Source organism: Stenotrophomonas indicatrix, assembly GCA_041545745.1.
Classification (GTDB): Bacteria; Pseudomonadota; Gammaproteobacteria; order Xanthomonadales; family Xanthomonadaceae; genus Stenotrophomonas; species Stenotrophomonas indicatrix_A.
On sequence record CP168152.1, the window covers coordinates 342,349 to 360,000 of the forward strand.

The following is a 17,652-nucleotide window of genomic DNA, read 5'->3' on the forward strand; positions in this document are numbered from 1 at the left end:
CATCGATGAGCGGCATCGGGGAAGCACAGCGGGGCAAGACGTTGGGGCGCAGCGCGCCATTGCTGGGCGTGCTGCTGGTACTGCTGGCCGCGTGGTTCGGCTGGAGCGCGGTGCAGCAGTGGCGGCAGGCGGCCAGCGGGGACGCGCTGGAACAGGCGCGCGACCAGGCCGTGCAAGGGCTGCAGCAGGCTGCCTCCGGCCAGTTGCAGCAGCTGCAGCAGCAGTTGAAGGGTGACCGCGTGCAGCAGGCGCTGCAGGCCGGTGATGCCGCCGGCGCTGCCTTGGCGCTGCGGGAGAGCTGGACCGGCGTCGAGCACGTGGACGTGCTGGGCGCTGACCTGGCCGTGGGCTATGCCGATGCGGCCACCTTTGGATATGCACGCCTGGCCCTGCTGGAATCGGCGCTGGCCGAGGGCAAGGCAACCCTGCGCGTGGTCCGCGATGGCGGTGGCAACCGTCTGGGTCTGGCCGCGCCGGTACAGCTGGCCGGTGCTGGACCGGCGCTGGTCTATGTCCGCCAGCCGCTGCTGAGGTTGACCGCGCCGTTGGATCAGGTGCGCGTCCCCGGCAACGGCTTCCTGGCGCTGCGCCAAGGAGCACACAACATCGTGGTGCAGGGCGATACCGGCCTGTCCGAGAGCGCCGAAGCAATGGCGCGCCCGGTGGCCGGAACCCCGTTGCGATTGGCCGCCGGAGTGCCCAATGTGGAACCCGGCCCGCTGGGGCTGGGAGCCCTGGCCAGCGCGATTGTCGCCCTGCTGCTGGCCTTCATCGCGGTACTGCTGGTGGTAGGCCGTGGCCGGCTGCCGAAGTCACTGCCGCTGCCCAGCCGGCGCAGCGCGGTGGCCGACACCGATCACGGCCCGACCCTGCGTGAAAGCCTGCAGATGGTCCCGCCGGCGGTGCCTGGCGAGGCGGTCGCCGAGGCTGCACCGCCACCGCCGCCACCGGTTCCCGCCGAGGAACTGGCTGCGGGCATCTTCCGTGCCTACGACATCCGCGGTGTGGTCGGCAGCGAGCTGACGGCGCGCACCGCCGCGCTGATCGGCCAGGCCATCGGCACCGTCGCCCTTGAGCAGGGCCTGCGCGAGGTGGTGATCGGCCGCGATGGGCGCCTGTCCGGTCCCGAACTGTCGGCGGGGCTGGCCGAAGGCCTGCGGCGAGCCGGTTGTGCGGTGATCGATATCGGCCTGGCGCCGACCCCGGTGGTGTATTTCGCCGCCTTCCATCTGCGCACCGGTACCTGTGTAGCGGTCACTGGCAGCCACAATCCGCCGGACTACAACGGTTTCAAGATCGTCATCGGTGGTGAGACCCTGTCCGGCGATGCGATCACCGACCTTTACCAGCGCATTGTCGAAGGACGTCTGGTGCAGGCGGCGGAGCCGGGTGATTACCAGCAGCGCGAGGTCGCCGCTGATTACATCCAGCGTATTGCCGATGACGTGCAGCTGGACCGCCCGCTGAAGGTGGTCGCCGACGCGGGTAACGGTGTGGCCGGTGCCTTCGCGCCGCAGCTGCTGGAAGCGATCGGCGCCGAGGTCATTCCGTTGTACTGCGATGTCGACGGCACCTTCCCCAACCACCACCCCGATCCCAGCGAGCCAGCAAACCTGGAAGACCTGGTGCAGACGGTCAAGCGCTTCGGCGCCGACCTCGGCGTGGCGTTCGATGGTGATGGCGATCGCCTCGGTGTGGTCACCGGTGAAGGCAAGATCATCTACGCCGACCGTCTGCTGATGCTGTTCGCCGCCGACGTGCTGATGCGCAACCCGGGCGCGATGGTGATCTACGACGTGAAGTGCACCGGCAAGTTGTCTGATCACGTGCTGCGCAATGGTGGCAGCCCGTTGATGTGGAAGACCGGGCACTCGCTGATGAAGGCGAAGATGCGCGAGACCGACGCCGAACTGGCGGGCGAGATGAGCGGCCACTTCTTCTTCAAGGAGCGCTGGTTCGGCTTCGACGACGGCCTGTACGCCGCTGCGCGCCTGCTGGAGATCCTGGCCCAGCGCGAAGAGACACCTGACGAAGTGCTGGCCGAGCTGCCGGAAATGGTGGCGACGCCGGAGCTGAAGGTGCCGGTGGCCGAGGGAACCCCGCACGCGCTGGTGGCGATGCTGGTGGCCGCTGCGCAGTCGCCGGACAACCCGTATGTCGGCGGTCGCCTGTCGACCATCGACGGCCTGCGGGTGGACTTCGCCGACGGCTGGGGCCTGGTTCGCGCGTCCAACACCACGCCGGTGCTGGTGCTGCGCTTCGAAGGCAACGACGAAGCGGCACTGGAACGTATCCAGGCATTGTTCCGCAGCCAGCTGCAGCCGGTGCTGGGCGACGCCCCGCTGGGATTCTGAGGTGATGCCGGGCTGCGCCCGGCACCCGCCGAATCCACGTCAACGTCAAATTCAACCGCTGGCTTCCTGCGGGATGGCGGGGTGGGTCCGGTCGCGGGGGACGCTGCAAGTACGTCCATGTAAGCTCGGTCGCCGCATCCATGCGGCTCACGCCTCCGCAACCGGACCCACCCCGCCTTCGACAGATCTCCGCGATCTGTCGGAATGGTATGGCCTGCTCTTGGTAGGTGTCGACCTTGGTCGACACGGTAGATCCACGCCATGCGTGGATCTACTTGTCCGGTGGGTGCCGACCGTTGGTCGGCACGCCTCACCCCTTGAACCGCAACCCCACGCCCGGTTCCGTAAACAGGTAGCGTGAATCCAGCGCCGAGTCGCCCAGCTTGTGCCGCAGCTTGCCGACCAGGATGCGCAGGTAGTGGGTGTCATGCTGATGGGTGGGTCCCCAGATCTCCTGCAGGATCTGCGGTTGCGTCACCACCCGACCGGCATTGCGCAGCAGCAGCGACAACAGCGCGTACTCCTTGCGGGTCAACGCCACCAGCTCGCCATTGATCGCCACTTCGCGGCGCACCAGGTCCACGTGCAGGTGGCCATCGTCGAACACCGGCGGCGTGCCATCGGTCGGTACGCTGCGTGTGCGCAGCAGCGCACGTACCCGCGCCATCAGCTCCTGGGTGCCGAAGGGTTTGGTCACGTAGTCGTTGGCGCCGTTGTCCAGTGCACGCACCTTCTCGGTTTCGCCGGCACGCACGGTCAGCATGATCACCGGCACCTGGCTCCACTGCCGCAGCTGCTCCAGTACCTCGTGGCCTTCCATGTCCGGCAGGCCGATGTCCAGGATCACCAGGTCCATGTCCTCGCTGGCGGCCATCTGCAGGCCTTCCTGGCCGGTCGCGGCCTGGCGCACCTGATAGCCCTGCGCGCGCAGGCTGATGTCCAGGAACCGGCGGATCTGGGTTTCATCGTCGATCACCAGCACGCGCGGGGCCGGCGCGCTGGCGTCAGTCGGGGTCGGACTCATCGTGGGAGGCTGGCTTGAGCAGGGGCAGGGTGATGCGGATCAGGGTACCGCGACCGTCGCGCCCGGGCAGCGCCTGTACGCTGCCGCCGTGCGCGCCGATCATGCCCTGGCAGATGGTCAGGCCCAGGCCGGTGCCGTGGCGGCCGCGGTCGCCGCGCTCGACGCTGTAGAACATGTCGAAGATCCGCGCGCGCTCGTCGTCGGGAATACCGGGGCCGGCATCGATCACGTCGATACGCAGCTGACCATCCAGTTCGCGCGCCAGCACCTGCACGGCGGCATCGGCTGGCGAGAACTTGGCGGCGTTCTCCATCACATTGAACACCGCCTGCTCGACCAGTGCCGGATGCACCCAGATCGGTGCCAGCGTTGCCGGAATATCCAGCTCCAGTCGCACCTTCGGCTGGTAACGCTGCAGGCGGCGGGCGGCCGAACCAATCAGCTCATCCACGCCTATCCAGTCGCGGTTGATCTTCAGGCCCTCGTGGCCCAACCGGGTCATGTCCAGCAGGTTCTGGATGTAGCGGTCCAGGCGCTCGCCTTCGACCAGGATGGTGTCCAGCAATGCCCGGCGATCGGTCAGATCCATTGCCGCGCCGTAGCTGGCCAGACTGTCGGCCGAGCCGATCATCGCCGCCAGCGGCGAACGCAGGTCGTGCGATACCGAGGAAAGCAGGGCAGAGCGCAGCCGCTCGGTCTCGTTGCTGACGTGCGCCTGTTCCAGCTCGGCCACCAGGCGCGTGCGCAACGCGGCCTGGGCGATGTCATCGACCATCGCTTCGGCCAGCTGGCGCTGTTCGGGCAGCAGCCGCGCCTGCGCACCTGGCAGGTACAGTCCGGCCACGCCGATCGCACGGTCTTCGCCGTCCAGCAGTGGCAGGAACCACCATTGCGCGCCTGCCAGGGTATCGGTGAAACGGCCACTGGGCTGGCCATGGCGCAGGGCCCAGTCGGCCGCCGCCAGGTCGGTGTCACCGGGCAGGTGACGGCCACCGGCCGCGATATCGGAGCCGATCCGCAGCCATGCCGGAACATCCATGGCCTGTTCCAGCGCATGCCGGCCGGCCTGTGCCACTTCACCGTTGCCGGCCGCGCTGGCCAGCTGCCGGCCCAGCTGCTGGCGCGCGCGCGCATGGCGGTTGGCCGCGCGCAGGGCGATCACCTGCATGCGCAGGCGCGACGCCAGGCGTCCGGCGACCAGCGCCGCCGCCAGGAACAGGAACACGGTGATCACACCCTGCCGTGCGCCGATGGCGAAGGTGAAGCGCGGCGCGATGAACAGGAAGTTGTAAGCGAGGAAACACAGGATCGCCGCCATTACCGCGACGCTGGCACGTGTGCGCGCGGCCACCAGCACAACGGCCACGATGAACACCATCGACAGATCGGCCATGCCTACCCAGCGTTCGGCCAGCCACGCCACCAGGCAGGCCAGCGCAGTAGCCAACAGCGCCTGCAACGGCTCGTGACTGATACCGCGCATCGGTGGCAGCAGGCCCTCTCGACGGGAACGGGCACGCGCCTGCGGCGTGCTGATGATGGTGATCTCGTAGTGCGCGCCGCGCTGGATCAACTGCTGGGTCAGGGTACGGTTGAACATCCGCGCCAGCGGCCGTTCGCGGGTACGCCCCAGCACCAGCGTCGATACGCCGTTGTGCGCGGCGTGGTCGAGCAATGCGTCGGCGATGCTGGAGCCGTGCAGCAGCTCGGCTTCGCCGCCGAGGCGGCGGGCCAGCGCGAACGCCGCATCGATCTCGCGCCGGGTTGCTTCGTCCTGGCGGCGTCCCTGCACCGTCACCACCGTCCACGGTGCATCGCGGCGTTCGGCGATGCGTCGCGCCACCCGCACCAGGTATTCACTCTGGCCGCCGCCATCGATCGCCACCAGCACACCACGTCGCAGCGGCAGATTGCTCTCACCGCGCGCGGCGCGCGCTTCGCGCAGGCTGCTGTCGACGCGGTCGGCCGCTTCCTGCATCGCCAGTTCGCGCAGCGCGGTCAGGTTGGCCGGCGAGAAAAACGCCTGCAGTGCCTGCGCGGCCTGCTCGGGCACGTACACCTTGCCCTGCTGCAGGCGCGCGATCAGCTCGCGCGGTGGCAGATCGACCAGCACGATGTCGTGCAGGCGGTCGAGCACGCCGTCGGGCACGGTCTCGCTGACGCGTACGCCGGTGATGCGCATCACCACATCGTTGAGGCTTTCCAGATGCTGGATGTTGACCGTGGTCCAGACGTCGATGCCGGCGTCCAGCAGTTCCATCACGTCCTGCCAGCGCCGTTCATGGCGGCTGCCCGGCGCATTGCGATGGGCCAACTCGTCCACCAGCACCAGCGCCGGCCTGCGTGCCAGCACGGCGTCCAGATCCATCTCCTGCAGGTCGTGGCCATGGTAGGCCACGTCCTTCAGCGGCAACCGCGGCAGGCCTTCCAGCAGAGCCTGGGTGTCGGCACGGCCGTGGGTCTCCACCAGCCCGACCACCAGGTCCACGCCACGGCGCAGCTGTTCCTGCGCGCGCGTCAGCATGGCGTAGGTCTTGCCGACGCCGGGCGCAGCGCCCAGGAACACGGTGAGCTTGCCACCGGCTTCGCGTTGCAGTCCTTCCACCAGGGCGTTGGCCTGGCGGGTCCGCAGATCAGTCATGGGAGCCGCTGTCATGGCCGCCATTGTGCGCGCAGCGGGTGCAGCCCTGCATCACGGCGCGCGTGCCGCGTGGTCCAGTGCGAAGTTCAGCGTCACCACGTTCACCCGTGGCTGGCCGAATACGCCCCATTGCCGGCCCTGCGTGTTGGCCTTCACCAGTGCCTGCACCTGCTCGACGGACAGGCCACGCGCACGCGCCACCCGGGCCACCTGCAGTTGCGCTGCCGCCGGCGACAACTGCGGGTCCAGGCCGCCGCCGGACTGGGTGACCAGATCGGCAGGGACCTGCGCAGGCGTCACGCCTTCGCGCGCGGCCACTGCCGCAGTACTAGCCGCCACACGCTCGGCCAGCGCCGGGTTGCTGCGGGCCAGGTTGGAGCCGGCCGCCGCCATCGGGTCGTAGTTGGCCGCCGACGGCCGCGCCTGGAAGTAGCCATCGCCGGTGAAGGGCTGCGACAGCCATGCCGAAGCACGCACCTGGCCGCTGCCATCGCGCAGCAGGCTGCCTTCGGCCTGCGCCGGGAAGGACAGGCCGGCGAAACCGGTAGCAATGCCCGCGTAGACCGCACCGGCCAGCAGCAGGGTAGCCACGCCCAGGCCGATGGCCGGGCGCCAGCTGGCGCCATCCTGCAGCGTGGCCACGCGCGCCTCGCTTTTCAGTTCGCGGGAAAGGGAAGGGGAGTCAGAACGGTTCATGCGCCGAATACCAGGACAAGAAGAAGGTCGATCAACTTGATCGCCGCGAACGGCAGCAGCACGCCACCCAGGCCGTACACCAGCATGTTCCGGCGCAGCAGCGCCGTTGCGGTGGCCGGGCGGAAGCGCACGCCGCGCAACGCCAGCGGGATCAGGGCCGGAATCACCAGGGCATTGAAGATCAGCGCCGCCAGCACCGCATTGCGCGGGCTCGACAGCTGCATCACATTCAACGCGGCCATCGCAGGCACGGTGGCGGCAAACAGCGCCGGCAGGATCGCGAAGTACTTGGACACATCGTTGGCCAGCGAGAACGTGGTCAGCGCGCCGCGCGTGATCAGCTGCTGCTTGCCCACCTCCACCACCGCCAGCAGCTTGGCCGGATCCGAATCCAGATCGACCATGTTGCCGGCTTCCTTGGCCGCCTGCGTGCCGGAATTCATCGCCAGGCCGATGTCGGCCTGGGCCAGCGCCGGCGCATCGTTGGTACCGTCGCCGACCATCGCCACCAGGCGGCCACCGGCCTGCTCGGCACGGATGCGGGCCAGCTTGTCCTCCGGCCGCGCTTCGGCGATGTAGTCATCCACGCCGGCTTCGGCGGCGATCGCAGCAGCCGTCAGCGGGTTGTCGCCGGTGATCATCACCGTGCGGATACCCATCGCCCGCAGCTGTGCGAACTTCTCGCGCATGCCGTGCTTGACCACGTCGGACAGTTCGATCACGCCCAGCACATGGCGACCCTCGGCCACCACCAGCGGCGTAGCACCGTTGCGTGCGACCTGATCCACGCGACCGGCCAGTTCCGCCGGTACGGTGCCGCCGAGCGCCAGCACATGGGCGCGGATCGCGTCGGCAGCGCCCTTGCGGATCTGCCGGCCGTGCAGCAGGTCGACACCGGACATGCGGGTCTGCGCGCTGAAGGCCAGGTAGTCGGCCTGGTCCGGCTCGGCGGTGGTGCAGCCCTGTTCGCGGGCCAGGCGCACGATCGACTTGCCTTCCGGCGTCGGGTCGGCCAGCGAAGAGAGCAGCGCCGCCTCACGCAGCTGGTCGGCGTCTATCCCGGCCAGTGCATGGAAGTGGCTGGCCTGGCGGTCGCCGTAGGTGATGGTGCCGGTCTTGTCGAGCAGCAGCACGTCGACGTCACCAGCCACTTCCACCGCCTTGCCCGACTTGGCCAGCACGTTGGCCGCCAGCGCACGGTTCATGCCGGCGATGCCGATGGCCGGCAGCAGGCCACCGATGGTGGTCGGGATCAGGCACACCAGCAGCGCGATCAGCAGCAGCGGATCCACCTTGACGCCCACCGAGGCACCGATCGCCGGCAGTGTCGCCACCACCACCAGGAAGGTCAGCGTCATCGCCGCCAGCAGCAGGGTCAGCGCGATCTCATTCGGCGTCTTCTGCCGGTTGGCGCCTTCCACCAGCGCGATCATCCGGTCCAGGAAGCTGTGCCCCGGCTCGGCTGTGATGCGTACGACGATCTGGTCGGACAGCACCTTGGTGCCGCCGATCACGCCGGAGCGATCAGTACCCGCCTCGCGCAGCACCGGTGCCGACTCGCCGGTCACCGCCGCTTCGTTGATGGTGGCCAGGCCCTGCACGATCTCGCCGTCGGCCGGCACCAGCTCGCCAGCACTGACGATCACGTGGTCACCGGGGCGCAGTTCGGCAGCGGGCACCTGGGTTTCGCTGGCACCGGCCTGCGCCGACGCCAGACGACGCGCCACCAGGTCCTGGCGGGCGCGGCGCAGCGAGGCGGCCTGGCCACGGCCACGTGCTTCGGCCACGGCTTCGGCGAAATTGCCGAACAGCACAGTGACCAGCAGGATCGCCGTCACCGCCAGGCCGAAGCCCAGTGGCGCATTGCCGGTCAGGGTGATGATTGCGGCGACGATCGTGCCGGCCATCACCACGGCCATCACCGGGCTGCGCACCAGATGCATCGGCGACAGCTTGCGTACGGCCTCGATGAGCGCGCGGCGCAGGCCGGCGGCATCAAGCAGGGCCGGGCGGGACGCCACGGAGGAGGAACGGTTTGCGGTTGCGTGACTACTCATGGGGTGTCCTCAGTGCAGTCCCAGGCTCAGGTGGTCGGCGATCGGGCCGAGTACCAGCGCCGGCATGAACTGCAGCACGGTCAGGATGACTATCACCGAGACCAGGGTCAGGGCGAACGTCGGCGTTTCGATCTGCAGGCTGCCAGCCGATTCAGGGGCCTGCCGCTTGGCGCCCAGCTGCGCGGCCACCACCAGCGGGATGATCAGCAGCGGGAAGCGTCCCAGCAGCAGCACCAGCGAGCAGCTCAGGTTCCACCAGGGCGTGGCGTCACCCAGGCCCTCGAAGCCCGAGCCGTTGTTGGCGTAGGCCGAGACGTACTCGTAGAACACCTGGCTGATGCCGTGGAAGCCTGGATTGGAGGTACCCGCCAGACCCGGTACGGCCAGCGTGATCGCGGTGAACAGCAGCAGCGTGATCGGCTGCAGCAGCACCAGCAGGGCCAGCAGGCGCACCTGTGGCGTTTCCAGCTTGCGGCCGAACAGTTCCGGCGTACGGCCGGTCATCAGCCCGGCCAGGAACACACCCAGCAGCAGGTACACGATGAACTGCTGCAGACCGCAGCCGATGCCGCCCCAGATCGCGCTGACCAGCATGTTGACCATCGCCAGGCCGCCAGACAGCGGGCTCAGCGAATCGTGCATGCCGTTGACCGAACCGTTGGAGACCTGGGTGGTCACCGCCGCCCACAGCGCGGTGCCATCGGCGCCGAAGCGTACTTCCTTGCCTTCCATCAACAGCGGCGTAGCCGCGCTGGCGCTATGGCCCTCGCTCCACACCATCGCACCGGTGGACAGCAGCGACATGCCGAGCATGCAGCTGAACACCAGCGCGCCGAAACGACGGCGCCCGGTGAACGCACCGATCATGAAGATCACCGCCATCGGCACCATCAGGATGCCGATCACCTCCAGCATGTTCGATATCGGGGTCGGGTTCTCCAGCGGGAAGCTGCTGTTGGGGCCATACCAGCCGCCACCATTGGCGCCCAGCTGTTTGGCCGCGACCATCGCCGCAACCGGGCCCAGCGGCAGCTTCTGCTGCGCCATGCCGGCGCTGGCATCGATCGGCGTGGCCTGCGGGCCCCCGGCCAGCGTGGAGGGCACGCCCTGGCTGGTCAGCAGCAGCGCCCACAGCAGGCACAGCGGCAACATGAAGCGCACGCACAGGCGCACAACGTCGGCGTAGTAGTTACCCACCGCCACCTGCCGGTCATCGCCCGCGGCCGGTGCAGTGGCGGTCTTCGGCGCACGCGAGAACAACGCACGCAATGTAGCCACGGCCAGCGCCAATCCCATCATCGGCGTCACCACCTGCAGGCCGGTGATGCCGGTCATCTGCGAGAAGTAGGACAGCTGTGCCTGGCCTGAATAGTGCTGCTGGTTGGTGTTGGTCAGGAACGAGATCATCGTGTGCAGCGCCGTGTCCCAGCGCATGTTCGGGATCTGGTCCGGGTTCAACGGCAACCACGCCTGGGTCATGAACACGGTCTGGGTCAGCACCGCGATCACCACGTTGCTGAGCACGAACGCCAGCACGTAGCCCCGCCAGGACATCGAACGTGAGGGATCGACGCCGAGCACCTTGTACAACGGCTTTTCGATCCAGTGGAACAGCACGTCGACCTTCATCGGCGTGCCGCGCATCACCCGGGCGAGGTACAGGCCCAAGGGCCATGCCAGCAGCAGGCTGGCGGCAAGAATGGCAAGAATTTCAGTCATGGCAGGCTCCGCTCAGAACGACTCGGGCCGCAGCACGACATAAAGTAGATAGGCGGCGGCAACCAGCACCAGCACGCCACACAGCAACGACAACCAGGGGGACATGGAATTTGAGACCTGGTGGAACCCCTCCACCTCAGGCCGTCATCGTCGTCCCGACCCCCATAAACGCACTACGCGCCGGACAGGGCCGACGCGTAAAGAGTGCATAAATTCCAGGGTCCAGGCCGTAACCCGGCATGCGGTAGCGCCGGGCCATGCCCAGCGAGCAGCGCGGCGCTCAACCCGCCGGGGTCTGTGCCGGAGCCGTCCCCGGCGCCAATCCCTTCAGCTGCCGATAGCGCTGCAGGCTGCTTTCGATCTCGATCTTCAATGCCTGCTGCTGCTGTTCGAAGCTGGCCAGCAGCCGCTGCTGCGACTTCAACTGCGCATGGCGCTGGGCGATCGCCTGGGCCTGCTTGTCGGCCACCTTGCCGCCGGCCAGTTCGCGGTCACCGGCGGCAGCAAGCAGAGCCACCAGTGATTCGCGCAGGCTGGCCACGTTGTACTGGGCCGTCTTGAGGTTGTTGTCGAGCACTTCCTGGCGCTCGGCGAACACACGCCGCAGCACATTCTCATCGCCGTAGGTGGTCAGCATCGCCTGTTCGGTGCGCTGCCGGGTCTGCTCGGCCATCTGGTCCAGCTGGGCCTGCGCTGCCGCCGTGCTGGCGGCAGCGCGTTCCTCATCGCTCAACGCGCGCTGCACCTGCGCATTGCGCAGGCCGCTGTTGGCGCTGAACTCATCACGGGCGTGGTTGACCGCATCGGCCGGCAGCGCGTCGCTGCAGATCCGCTCCTTGCCCTCGTTCCAGCAGTACAGCTTCTTGTCTGCGGCCTTGCCCCTGGACTGTGCCAGCAGCGTCTGCGGCATCGCCAGCAGCAGGCTGGCAGCAACGATGGCAGGAACTCGGAACATGCGACCTTCCCCCTGATGGTCAGCGCGTGGAACGGACGCCGTACTGGGCGCGATAGGCCTCCAGCGGCTGCCGGTAGCCTACAAGTTCCGGATTTCCGGACGCGAAATCAAGCAGGTCGGCCAGCGTCGCCACGGCGATCACCGGGATGCCGGCCTCTTCGGCCACGGCCTGTGCGGCGGAGCGATGGTCAGTGTCCGAGGCGATCTCCTGGCGGTCCAGGGCCACCACGATGCCGGCCGGAATACCGCCCGCAGCGCGGATGATCGCCAGCGCCTCGCGGATGGCGGTGCCGGCGGTGATCACGTCGTCGACGATCAGCACGCGCTTGCCGGTCATGTCGGCGCCGATCAACTGGCCGCCTTCACCATGGTCCTTCACTTCCTTGCGGTTGAACGACAGCGGCAGGTCTCGGCCACGTTGGGCCAGCTCGCAGGCCATCGCGGTGGCCAGCGGAATGCCCTTGTAGGCCGGGCCGAACACCACGTCGTACTTGATCCCGGTGGCGTCGATGGCGTCGGAATAGCACGCGCCCAGCTGCGACAGCAGGGAACCGGAGTCGAAACGGCCGGCGTTGAAGAAATAGGGGCTCAGCCGGCCGGACTTGAGGGTGAACTGGCCGAAGCGCAGGGCATCGGCGGTCAGGGCCAGCTGCAGGAAACGGTGACGGTGGTCGCTCATCAAAACTCGATTCATCTTCATTTGGAGCGCAAATCCTAATCCAGCTGGGCTTTCTGCGCTCGTCCAGCCCCTTCACGCGGGTATCCGGGGCGGCCCCGCGGGCTGCTCAGCCCGGCAGGCAACCGGTATGCTTGCCCGGTTTCCCGCCGTAGGTTCTTCCGCATGCGCATCATCAGCTTCAACGCCAATGGCATCCGCTCGGCCGCAACCAAGGGCTTCCTCGACTGGTTCCGTGGCCAGGACGCCGACGTCCTCTGCATTCAGGAGACCAAGGCCCAGGAAGACCAGCTGACCGACCCGATGTTCCGCCCGGACGGCCACCATTGCTTCTACCGCGATGCCATCACCAAGAAGGGCTACAGCGGTGTGGCGATCTACAGCAGGCGCGAACCGGACCAGGTCATCACCTCGCTGGGCTGGGGCCCGTTCGACGACGAAGGCCGCTACATCGAGGCCCGCTTCGGCAACCTCAGCGTGGTCTCCTTCTATATCCCGTCCGGCAGTTCGGGCGACCTGCGCCAGGGCTTCAAGTTCGAAGTGATGGAGTGGCTGCGGCCGATCCTCGAGGAATGGGCGCGCAGCGGCCGCGACTACGTGCTGTGTGGCGACTGGAACATCGTCCGCTCGGCGCTGGACATCAAGAACTGGAAGTCCAACCAGAAGAACTCCGGCTGCCTGCCCGAGGAACGCGACTGGCTCAATGCGCTGTGTGCCGACCATGGCCAGGCCACCGATGTGGGCGCCGGTCGCGGCTGGGCCGATGCCTACCGCCTGCTCAACCCGACCGGCGAGGACTACACCTGGTGGAGCAACCGTGGTGCCGCCCGCGCGAACAACGTGGGTTGGCGCATCGACTACCAGTTCATCACCCCGGGCCTGCGTGACCGCCTGCGCAGCTGCTCGATCTACCGCGACCAGCGCTTCTCCGACCACGCACCGTTCATCGTGGACTACGACCTGTGACCGAGGCTGCCAAGCCGCGCCGTTCCTGGCGGCAGGTGCTGGCCAACCTGCGCCAGCGCAAGGTGCTGGCGATGCTGCTGCTGGGCTTCAGTTCGGGTCTGCCGATCTATCTGGTGGGCAACACGCTTGGCTTCTGGATGCGCAAGGAAGGCATCGAGCTGAGCACCATCGGCTTCCTGTCGTGGGTGGGTCTTGCTTACACGATGAAGTTCCTGTGGGCACCGATCGTCGACAAGGCCGACGTGCCACTGTTCGGGCGGTTGGGGCGTCGTCGCGGCTGGATGCTGCTGTCGCAGATCGTCGCTGCGGTGGGCCTGGTCGGCATGGCGTTGATACAGCCCAAGGGCGGCCAGTTGCTGCTGCTGGGAATCGCCTGGGAACATGTGGTGGTCTTTGGCGCGATGGCCGTGGTGGTGGCCTTCGCCTCCGCCACCCAGGACATCGTCATCGACGCCTGGCGCATCGAGAGCGCCGACAACAGTGAGCAGCTTGGCCTGCTGACTTCATCGTCGGCGCTGGGCTATCGCACCGCGCTGCTGGTCACTGATGCCCTGATCCTGATCATCGCTGCCCGCGTCGGCTGGCAGGTGTCCTATGAGTTGATGGCCGCGCTGATGGCGCTGGGCGTGGTGGCGGTGGTCATGGCCCGCGAGCCGGCCCGCGAGATCCAGGCAGTGCAGGCGCAGGCCGCCTCGTTGTGGACACCGCGCGGCCTGTTTGATGCTGTGGTCGGCCCGTTCGTAGCGTTCGTACGTGAGCATCGCAGTGGCGCGATCCTGATCCTGGTGGCGATCAGCGTCTACCGAATGGCCGACTTCGTCATGGGGCCGATGGCCAATCCGTTCTACGTCGATCTCGGCCTGGACGAGGATACTGTGGGTGCCGTGCGTGGTTCGGTCGGTCTGGTGGCCACCTTCATCGGCATCGCCGCTGCTGGCCTGGTGTCCGTACGCTGGGGGGTGCTGGCAGCGCTGTTGGCTGGCGCCGTGCTTGGCCCGGCCTCCAACCTCGCCTTCGCCTGGCTGGCCTATTCAGGGCCGGATACCACCCACTTTGCTGTCGCGATGGCGATCGACAATTTCGCCAGCGGTTTCGCGGGTACCGCGTTGATCGCCTACATGTCGAGCTTGACCAGCATCGGCTATACCGCCACCCAGTACGCCCTGCTCAGCTCGTTCTACGCGATGCCCGGCAAGGCGCTGAAGGGCTTTTCCGGCTGGTCGGTACAGACCCTCGCACAGGGCCGCACGCTGCTGGAAGGCTATGCGCTGTTCTTCATCGGTACTGCCTTGGTGGCGATCCCGGTGGTGATCCTGTGCGCGATGCTGATTGTGCAGCAGCGCCGGCGCGCCGTGACCTGACAGTTGCCGGCGCCCTCGGCGTGCGGGATGATCGCCCCGACGCGCCGAGGGGGCGGTGCCTTGCGAACGGGGAAGTGAGCATGGCCGACGTAGTGCTGCGGGACCTGGACCCGCTGCTGCTGGAACGCATCAAACGGGTCTCGGTTGCCCGAGGCTGGACCCATGAACAAACCTGCGCGGTCCTGCTGGAGCAGGGCCTGTTCAGCAGTGAACTGGAAGTCCGCTCCGGTTTCGGCGACCCCGAAGTCGACGCCCTGTCCGATGCGATCGCCGCACTGCAGGCCCTCCCTGCCGGCCAAGGCTTCGATTAGCCCCCGCGACTGCCCAGTAGATCCACGCCGTGCGTGGATGGCGCCTACCCTCACGCCAAATGGATCGCCCCGAGAATCCGCGGCCCCTTCGCCCCGGTCACGCCCGGCAGGTTGCCCGGCAGCCCGTCCATCGTCCGCTGTGCCAGCCAGGCAAACCCCATCGCCTCCACATACTCCGGGTCCAGTCCGTGCAGCGCCGTGGACTCGACCACCGCGCCCGGCAGTCGCGCCACCAGCCGCCGCATCAGCTGTGCGTTGTGCACGCCACCGCCGCACACCAGCACCCGTCGGGTGTGCGGCTGTTGGGCCAGCAGCGCATCCACCACTGTCGCCGCAGTCAGCTCCAGCAGCGTCGCCTGAACATCGGCGGCGGCAAACTGGCCTTCCTCCATGTGCGCTTCAGCCCACGGCAGGTGGAACTGCTCGCGCCCGGTGCTCTTGGGCGGTGGCAGCGCAAACCACGGGTCGGCGCGCCAGCCGGCCAGCAGGCTGTCATCCACCGCACCACTGGCCGCGTAGGCACCGTCAGCGTCGAAGCTGCGCCCGGTATGGCGCTGGCACCAGGCATCCATCAGCGCATTGGCTGGGCCGGTATCGAAGCCACGCACGACGCCTTCGCGCGGAATCAGGGTCAGATTGGCGATCCCGCCCAGGTTCAGCACCGCACGGTCTTCATCGGCCGCACCCAGCATGCCCAGATGGAAGGCCGGCATCAGCGGCGCGCCATGGCCGCCTGCCGCAACATCGCGGCGACGGAAATCGCACACGGTGGTGATGCCGGTCAGTTCGGCGATGCGGTTGCCGTCGCCCAGCTGCAGGGTGAAGGCCGGGTCGGCCAGCGGTCGATGGCGCACCGTCTGCCCGTGCGAGCCGATGGCTCGTACCTGCGAACGGTCGACACCGGCTTCATCCAGCAACTGGTTGGCGGCGGCGGCGAAGTTGATCGCAATCCGCGCGTCCAGTTCGCCCAGCTCCTCCAGCGACTGCAGTGGGCCGCCCTCGCCAAGGGCCACCAGCCGCGCCCGCAGTACCGGCTCCCAACGGGCGGTCAGCCCATGCACGAAGCGGCACCCCCCGTCGGCCGGGAACTGCACCAGCGCGGCATCGATGCCGTCAGCGCTGGTGCCTGACATCAGGCCCAGGTAGAGGGGAAGAGACGGGTCGGCAGTGGGGTTCATGGCGGGCATAAAAAAAGGACACGGCAAGCTTGTGCTGCCGTGTCCTCCTTCGTCAACGCAGGCCTCAGCCGCGCTTGCGGCCTGCCGGTGCCTTGTCCTTGGCGCCGGCTACCTCGGTGCTCGCGCTTTCGGCGGCCGGGGCGGGGCTGGCGTCGGCGTAGATCAGCTTCTCCATGCCCTGGATGCGGGCCATCGCCGGCGCGGTCTGCGCCCGGAAGGCCACCAGCTCGGCGCCCTTCAGCGGCTCCGGCGGCGGCATGGTCACCGTCAGCGGGTTGCGGTGCTCGCCATTGACGCGGAATTCGTAGTGCAGGTGCGGGCCGGTCGCCAGGCCGGTCGAGCCGACGTAGCCGATCACCGTGCCCTGGGCCACGCGTTGGCCATTCTTGATCCCGGCAAAGCGCGACATATGGCCGTACAGGGTGGTGTGGCCACGGCCGTGGTCGAGGATCACCACATTGCCGTAACCGCGCTGCACGCCGACGAACTGCACCCGCGCATCGCCGGCGGCCATGATCGGGGTACCGGTGCGCGCGGCGTAATCCACGCCCTTGTGCATGCGCATCTTGCCCAGCACCGGGTGCTTGCGCGCGCCGAAGGTCGAGCTCAGGCGCGCGAACGGGATCGGCATGCGGATGAAGCTCTTCTTCAGCGAACGGCCGCTGATGTCGTAGTACTCGGACTTGCCGTTGCGGTCGAAGCGGAAGCCGGAATAGGTCTTGCCGCCGGTGGTGAAGGTCGCTGCCAGGATCTTGCTGGTATCGACCTTCTCGCCCTCGCGCCAGGTCTCATCCATCACCACGCTGAAGCGGTCGCCCGGCTGCAGGTCCTTGGAGAAGTCGATGTCGTACTTGAAGATGTCGTCGGTCATCGTCGCGATTGCCGATGGCGACAGTCCTGCGCGGCGTGCAGCCGCATACAGCGAACTGATGATCTCGCCGCTGGTGACCACCGTCCGCGTGGACGTCTCGCGCTTGGTCACCTTTTCCTTGATGTCATCGCCGCTCAGGCTCAGTTCGACCCGGTTGTCGGCGTCGCGGTCGAAGCGGATGCTGCGCAGGTCACCGGACAGCGGCATGTCGAAGGCGATCTCGGCGCCCGGGCGCAGCTTGGTCAACGATTCGCGCGCACCCGGATGGTCCAGCACCCGGTGCAGGGTGGTTGCCGAGATGCCGGCCTTGTCGAACAGATCGCTCAGGGTCTGCCCGCGCTGTACCCGCAGCACCTGCCAGCTGTCACCGGGGATCTGCTGCTGGCGGGCCATTGCCAACGGAGGCAACGGCAGTGCCAGGCTGGTGTGGCTGTCGGCGTAGGGGGCATCGATGGTGTGCGAGAAGCCTGGCACGATCGTGGCCACCAGTGCGCCGATGGTCACAAACAGGCTGGCGTGCATCCAATGACGCCTTGTCCAGCGTTCATTGAACGCAGTGGGGAGGTGTTGCCTCAGCTTCCGGTGCAGGGCGTTGTCGTGCAGGACATGGAGTCGTTCCTGGAAGCGCTGCTTGCGTGCGCGGCCTTGATCGGAATTGAGCATCAGATGTCGGTCTCTGGCTGACCCGGGAACGCGGGCCCAAACGCCGGTAACATAGACACCTAACAAATTCGCGTCAAACCCTTGTGCCTATTGGCTTTTGTGAAGCCGATCGGGTTAACTTCGCTTTAACACCCCACATAAGAAACGGCGTTGCCGGGAGTAGTCACGTGTCCTCGATTG

Annotated in this window: 15 protein-coding genes (1 of these 15 only partly in view); 5 read left to right on the top strand and 10 right to left on the bottom strand. The window is 67.5% G+C overall.

Annotation, left to right across the window (positions count from 1 at the left end; all coding sequences use genetic code 11):
• Positions 1-5 precede the first annotated feature (5 nt).
• On the top strand, positions 6-2,354 hold the full coding sequence (locus ACEF39_RS01540) for a phosphomannomutase/phosphoglucomutase (RefSeq protein WP_500286719.1): 2,349 nt from the start codon (positions 6-8) through the stop codon (positions 2,352-2,354).
• Between the two features lie 310 nt (positions 2,355-2,664).
• On the opposite strand, the gene ACEF39_RS01545 is transcribed toward ACEF39_RS01540, so the two are convergent.
• The 8 genes from ACEF39_RS01545 to pyrE form a co-directional block, all read right to left on the bottom strand.
• A complete protein-coding gene (locus tag ACEF39_RS01545) occupies positions 2,665-3,378 on the bottom strand; it encodes a response regulator transcription factor (RefSeq protein ID WP_500286720.1) in 714 nt (237 codons plus the stop codon).
• Complete coding sequence (locus ACEF39_RS01550) at positions 3,359-6,019, bottom strand: ATP-binding protein (RefSeq protein WP_500286721.1); 2,661 nt, start codon at positions 6,017-6,019, stop codon at positions 3,359-3,361. The genes ACEF39_RS01545 and ACEF39_RS01550 overlap by 20 nt, the downstream gene beginning before the upstream one ends.
• Before the next feature lie 51 nt (positions 6,020-6,070).
• Positions 6,071-6,715, bottom strand: a complete 645-nt coding sequence (gene kdpC / locus ACEF39_RS01555) for a potassium-transporting ATPase subunit KdpC (protein ID WP_500286722.1) — start codon at positions 6,713-6,715, stop codon at positions 6,071-6,073.
• Complete coding sequence (gene kdpB, locus ACEF39_RS01560; RefSeq protein WP_230110296.1) at positions 6,712-8,772, bottom strand: potassium-transporting ATPase subunit KdpB; 2,061 nt, start codon at positions 8,770-8,772, stop codon at positions 6,712-6,714. The genes kdpC and kdpB overlap by 4 nt, the downstream gene beginning before the upstream one ends.
• A 9-nt stretch (positions 8,773-8,781) precedes the next feature.
• Entirely contained in the window at positions 8,782-10,491 is a 1,710-nt protein-coding gene (kdpA, locus tag ACEF39_RS01565; protein ID WP_500286723.1) for a potassium-transporting ATPase subunit KdpA, read from the bottom strand.
• 12 nt (positions 10,492-10,503) lie between these two features.
• Positions 10,504-10,596, bottom strand: coding sequence for a potassium-transporting ATPase subunit F (locus ACEF39_RS01570; protein ID WP_005407770.1), 93 nt, complete (start codon positions 10,594-10,596; stop codon positions 10,504-10,506).
• A gap of 175 nt (positions 10,597-10,771) precedes the next feature.
• Positions 10,772-11,446 carry a hypothetical protein gene (locus ACEF39_RS01575; RefSeq protein ID WP_500286724.1) on the bottom strand — a complete coding sequence of 225 codons (675 nt, stop codon included), beginning with the start codon at positions 11,444-11,446 and terminating at the stop codon, positions 10,772-10,774.
• 19 nt (positions 11,447-11,465) lie between these two features.
• Entirely contained in the window at positions 11,466-12,125 is a 660-nt protein-coding gene (pyrE, locus tag ACEF39_RS01580; RefSeq protein WP_089241329.1) for an orotate phosphoribosyltransferase, read from the bottom strand.
• Positions 12,126-12,287: 162 nt separating this feature from the next.
• On the opposite strand from pyrE, the gene ACEF39_RS01585 reads away from it, so the two are divergent.
• The 3 genes from ACEF39_RS01585 (at position 12,288) to ACEF39_RS01595 (ending at position 14,760) form a co-directional block, all read left to right on the top strand.
• Complete coding sequence (locus tag ACEF39_RS01585; RefSeq protein ID WP_500286725.1) at positions 12,288-13,088, top strand: exodeoxyribonuclease III; 801 nt, start codon at positions 12,288-12,290, stop codon at positions 13,086-13,088.
• Positions 13,085-14,449 carry an AmpG family muropeptide MFS transporter gene (locus ACEF39_RS01590; protein ID WP_500286726.1) on the top strand — a complete coding sequence of 455 codons (1,365 nt, stop codon included), beginning with the start codon at positions 13,085-13,087 and terminating at the stop codon, positions 14,447-14,449. The genes ACEF39_RS01585 and ACEF39_RS01590 overlap by 4 nt, the downstream gene beginning before the upstream one ends.
• An 80-nt stretch (positions 14,450-14,529) precedes the next feature.
• Positions 14,530-14,760, top strand: coding sequence for a hypothetical protein (locus tag ACEF39_RS01595; RefSeq protein WP_025879428.1), 231 nt, complete (start codon positions 14,530-14,532; stop codon positions 14,758-14,760).
• Between the two features lie 50 nt (positions 14,761-14,810).
• Here ACEF39_RS01595 and ACEF39_RS01600 read toward each other — a convergent pair whose 3' ends face one another.
• Both ACEF39_RS01600 and ACEF39_RS01605 read right to left on the bottom strand, forming a co-directional pair.
• A complete protein-coding gene (locus ACEF39_RS01600; RefSeq protein WP_500286727.1) occupies positions 14,811-15,938 on the bottom strand; it encodes an anhydro-N-acetylmuramic acid kinase in 1,128 nt (375 codons plus the stop codon).
• 64 nt (positions 15,939-16,002) lie between these two features.
• Positions 16,003-17,472, bottom strand: a complete 1,470-nt coding sequence (locus ACEF39_RS01605; protein ID WP_500286728.1) for a M23 family metallopeptidase — start codon at positions 17,470-17,472, stop codon at positions 16,003-16,005.
• 167 nt (positions 17,473-17,639) lie between these two features.
• On the opposite strand from ACEF39_RS01605, the gene tyrS reads away from it, so the two are divergent.
• On the top strand, positions 17,640-17,652 hold the start of the coding sequence (gene tyrS, locus ACEF39_RS01610; RefSeq protein WP_032977018.1) for a tyrosine--tRNA ligase. 1,196 nt of this gene lie beyond the right edge of the window; 13 of the gene's 1,209 nt are visible here — the first part of the coding sequence; it begins with the start codon at positions 17,640-17,642; its stop codon lies beyond the right edge, outside the window.

Excerpts from the sequence above, each read along its gene's own strand:
- ACEF39_RS01540 (WP_500286719.1), top strand. The coding sequence starts at position 6 with ATGAGCGGCATCGGGGAAGCACAGCGGGGCAAGACGTTGGGGCGCAGC.
- ACEF39_RS01545 (WP_500286720.1), bottom strand. The coding sequence starts at position 3,378 with ATGAGTCCGACCCCGACTGACGCCAGCGCGCCGGCCCCGCGCGTGCTG.
- ACEF39_RS01550 (WP_500286721.1), bottom strand. The coding sequence starts at position 6,019 with ATGACTGATCTGCGGACCCGCCAGGCCAACGCCCTGGTGGAAGGACTG.
- kdpC (WP_500286722.1), bottom strand. The coding sequence starts at position 6,715 with ATGAACCGTTCTGACTCCCCTTCCCTTTCCCGCGAACTGAAAAGCGAG.
- kdpB (WP_230110296.1), bottom strand. The coding sequence starts at position 8,772 with ATGAGTAGTCACGCAACCGCAAACCGTTCCTCCTCCGTGGCGTCCCGC.
- kdpA (WP_500286723.1), bottom strand. The coding sequence starts at position 10,491 with ATGACTGAAATTCTTGCCATTCTTGCCGCCAGCCTGCTGCTGGCATGG.
- ACEF39_RS01570 (WP_005407770.1), bottom strand. The coding sequence starts at position 10,596 with ATGTCCCCCTGGTTGTCGTTGCTGTGTGGCGTGCTGGTGCTGGTTGCC.
- ACEF39_RS01575 (WP_500286724.1), bottom strand. The coding sequence starts at position 11,446 with ATGTTCCGAGTTCCTGCCATCGTTGCTGCCAGCCTGCTGCTGGCGATG.
- pyrE (WP_089241329.1), bottom strand. The coding sequence starts at position 12,125 with ATGAGCGACCACCGTCACCGTTTCCTGCAGCTGGCCCTGACCGCCGAT.
- ACEF39_RS01585 (WP_500286725.1), top strand. The coding sequence starts at position 12,288 with ATGCGCATCATCAGCTTCAACGCCAATGGCATCCGCTCGGCCGCAACC.
- ACEF39_RS01595 (WP_025879428.1), top strand. The coding sequence starts at position 14,530 with ATGGCCGACGTAGTGCTGCGGGACCTGGACCCGCTGCTGCTGGAACGC.
- ACEF39_RS01600 (WP_500286727.1), bottom strand. The coding sequence starts at position 15,938 with ATGAACCCCACTGCCGACCCGTCTCTTCCCCTCTACCTGGGCCTGATG.
- ACEF39_RS01605 (WP_500286728.1), bottom strand. The coding sequence starts at position 17,472 with ATGCTCAATTCCGATCAAGGCCGCGCACGCAAGCAGCGCTTCCAGGAA.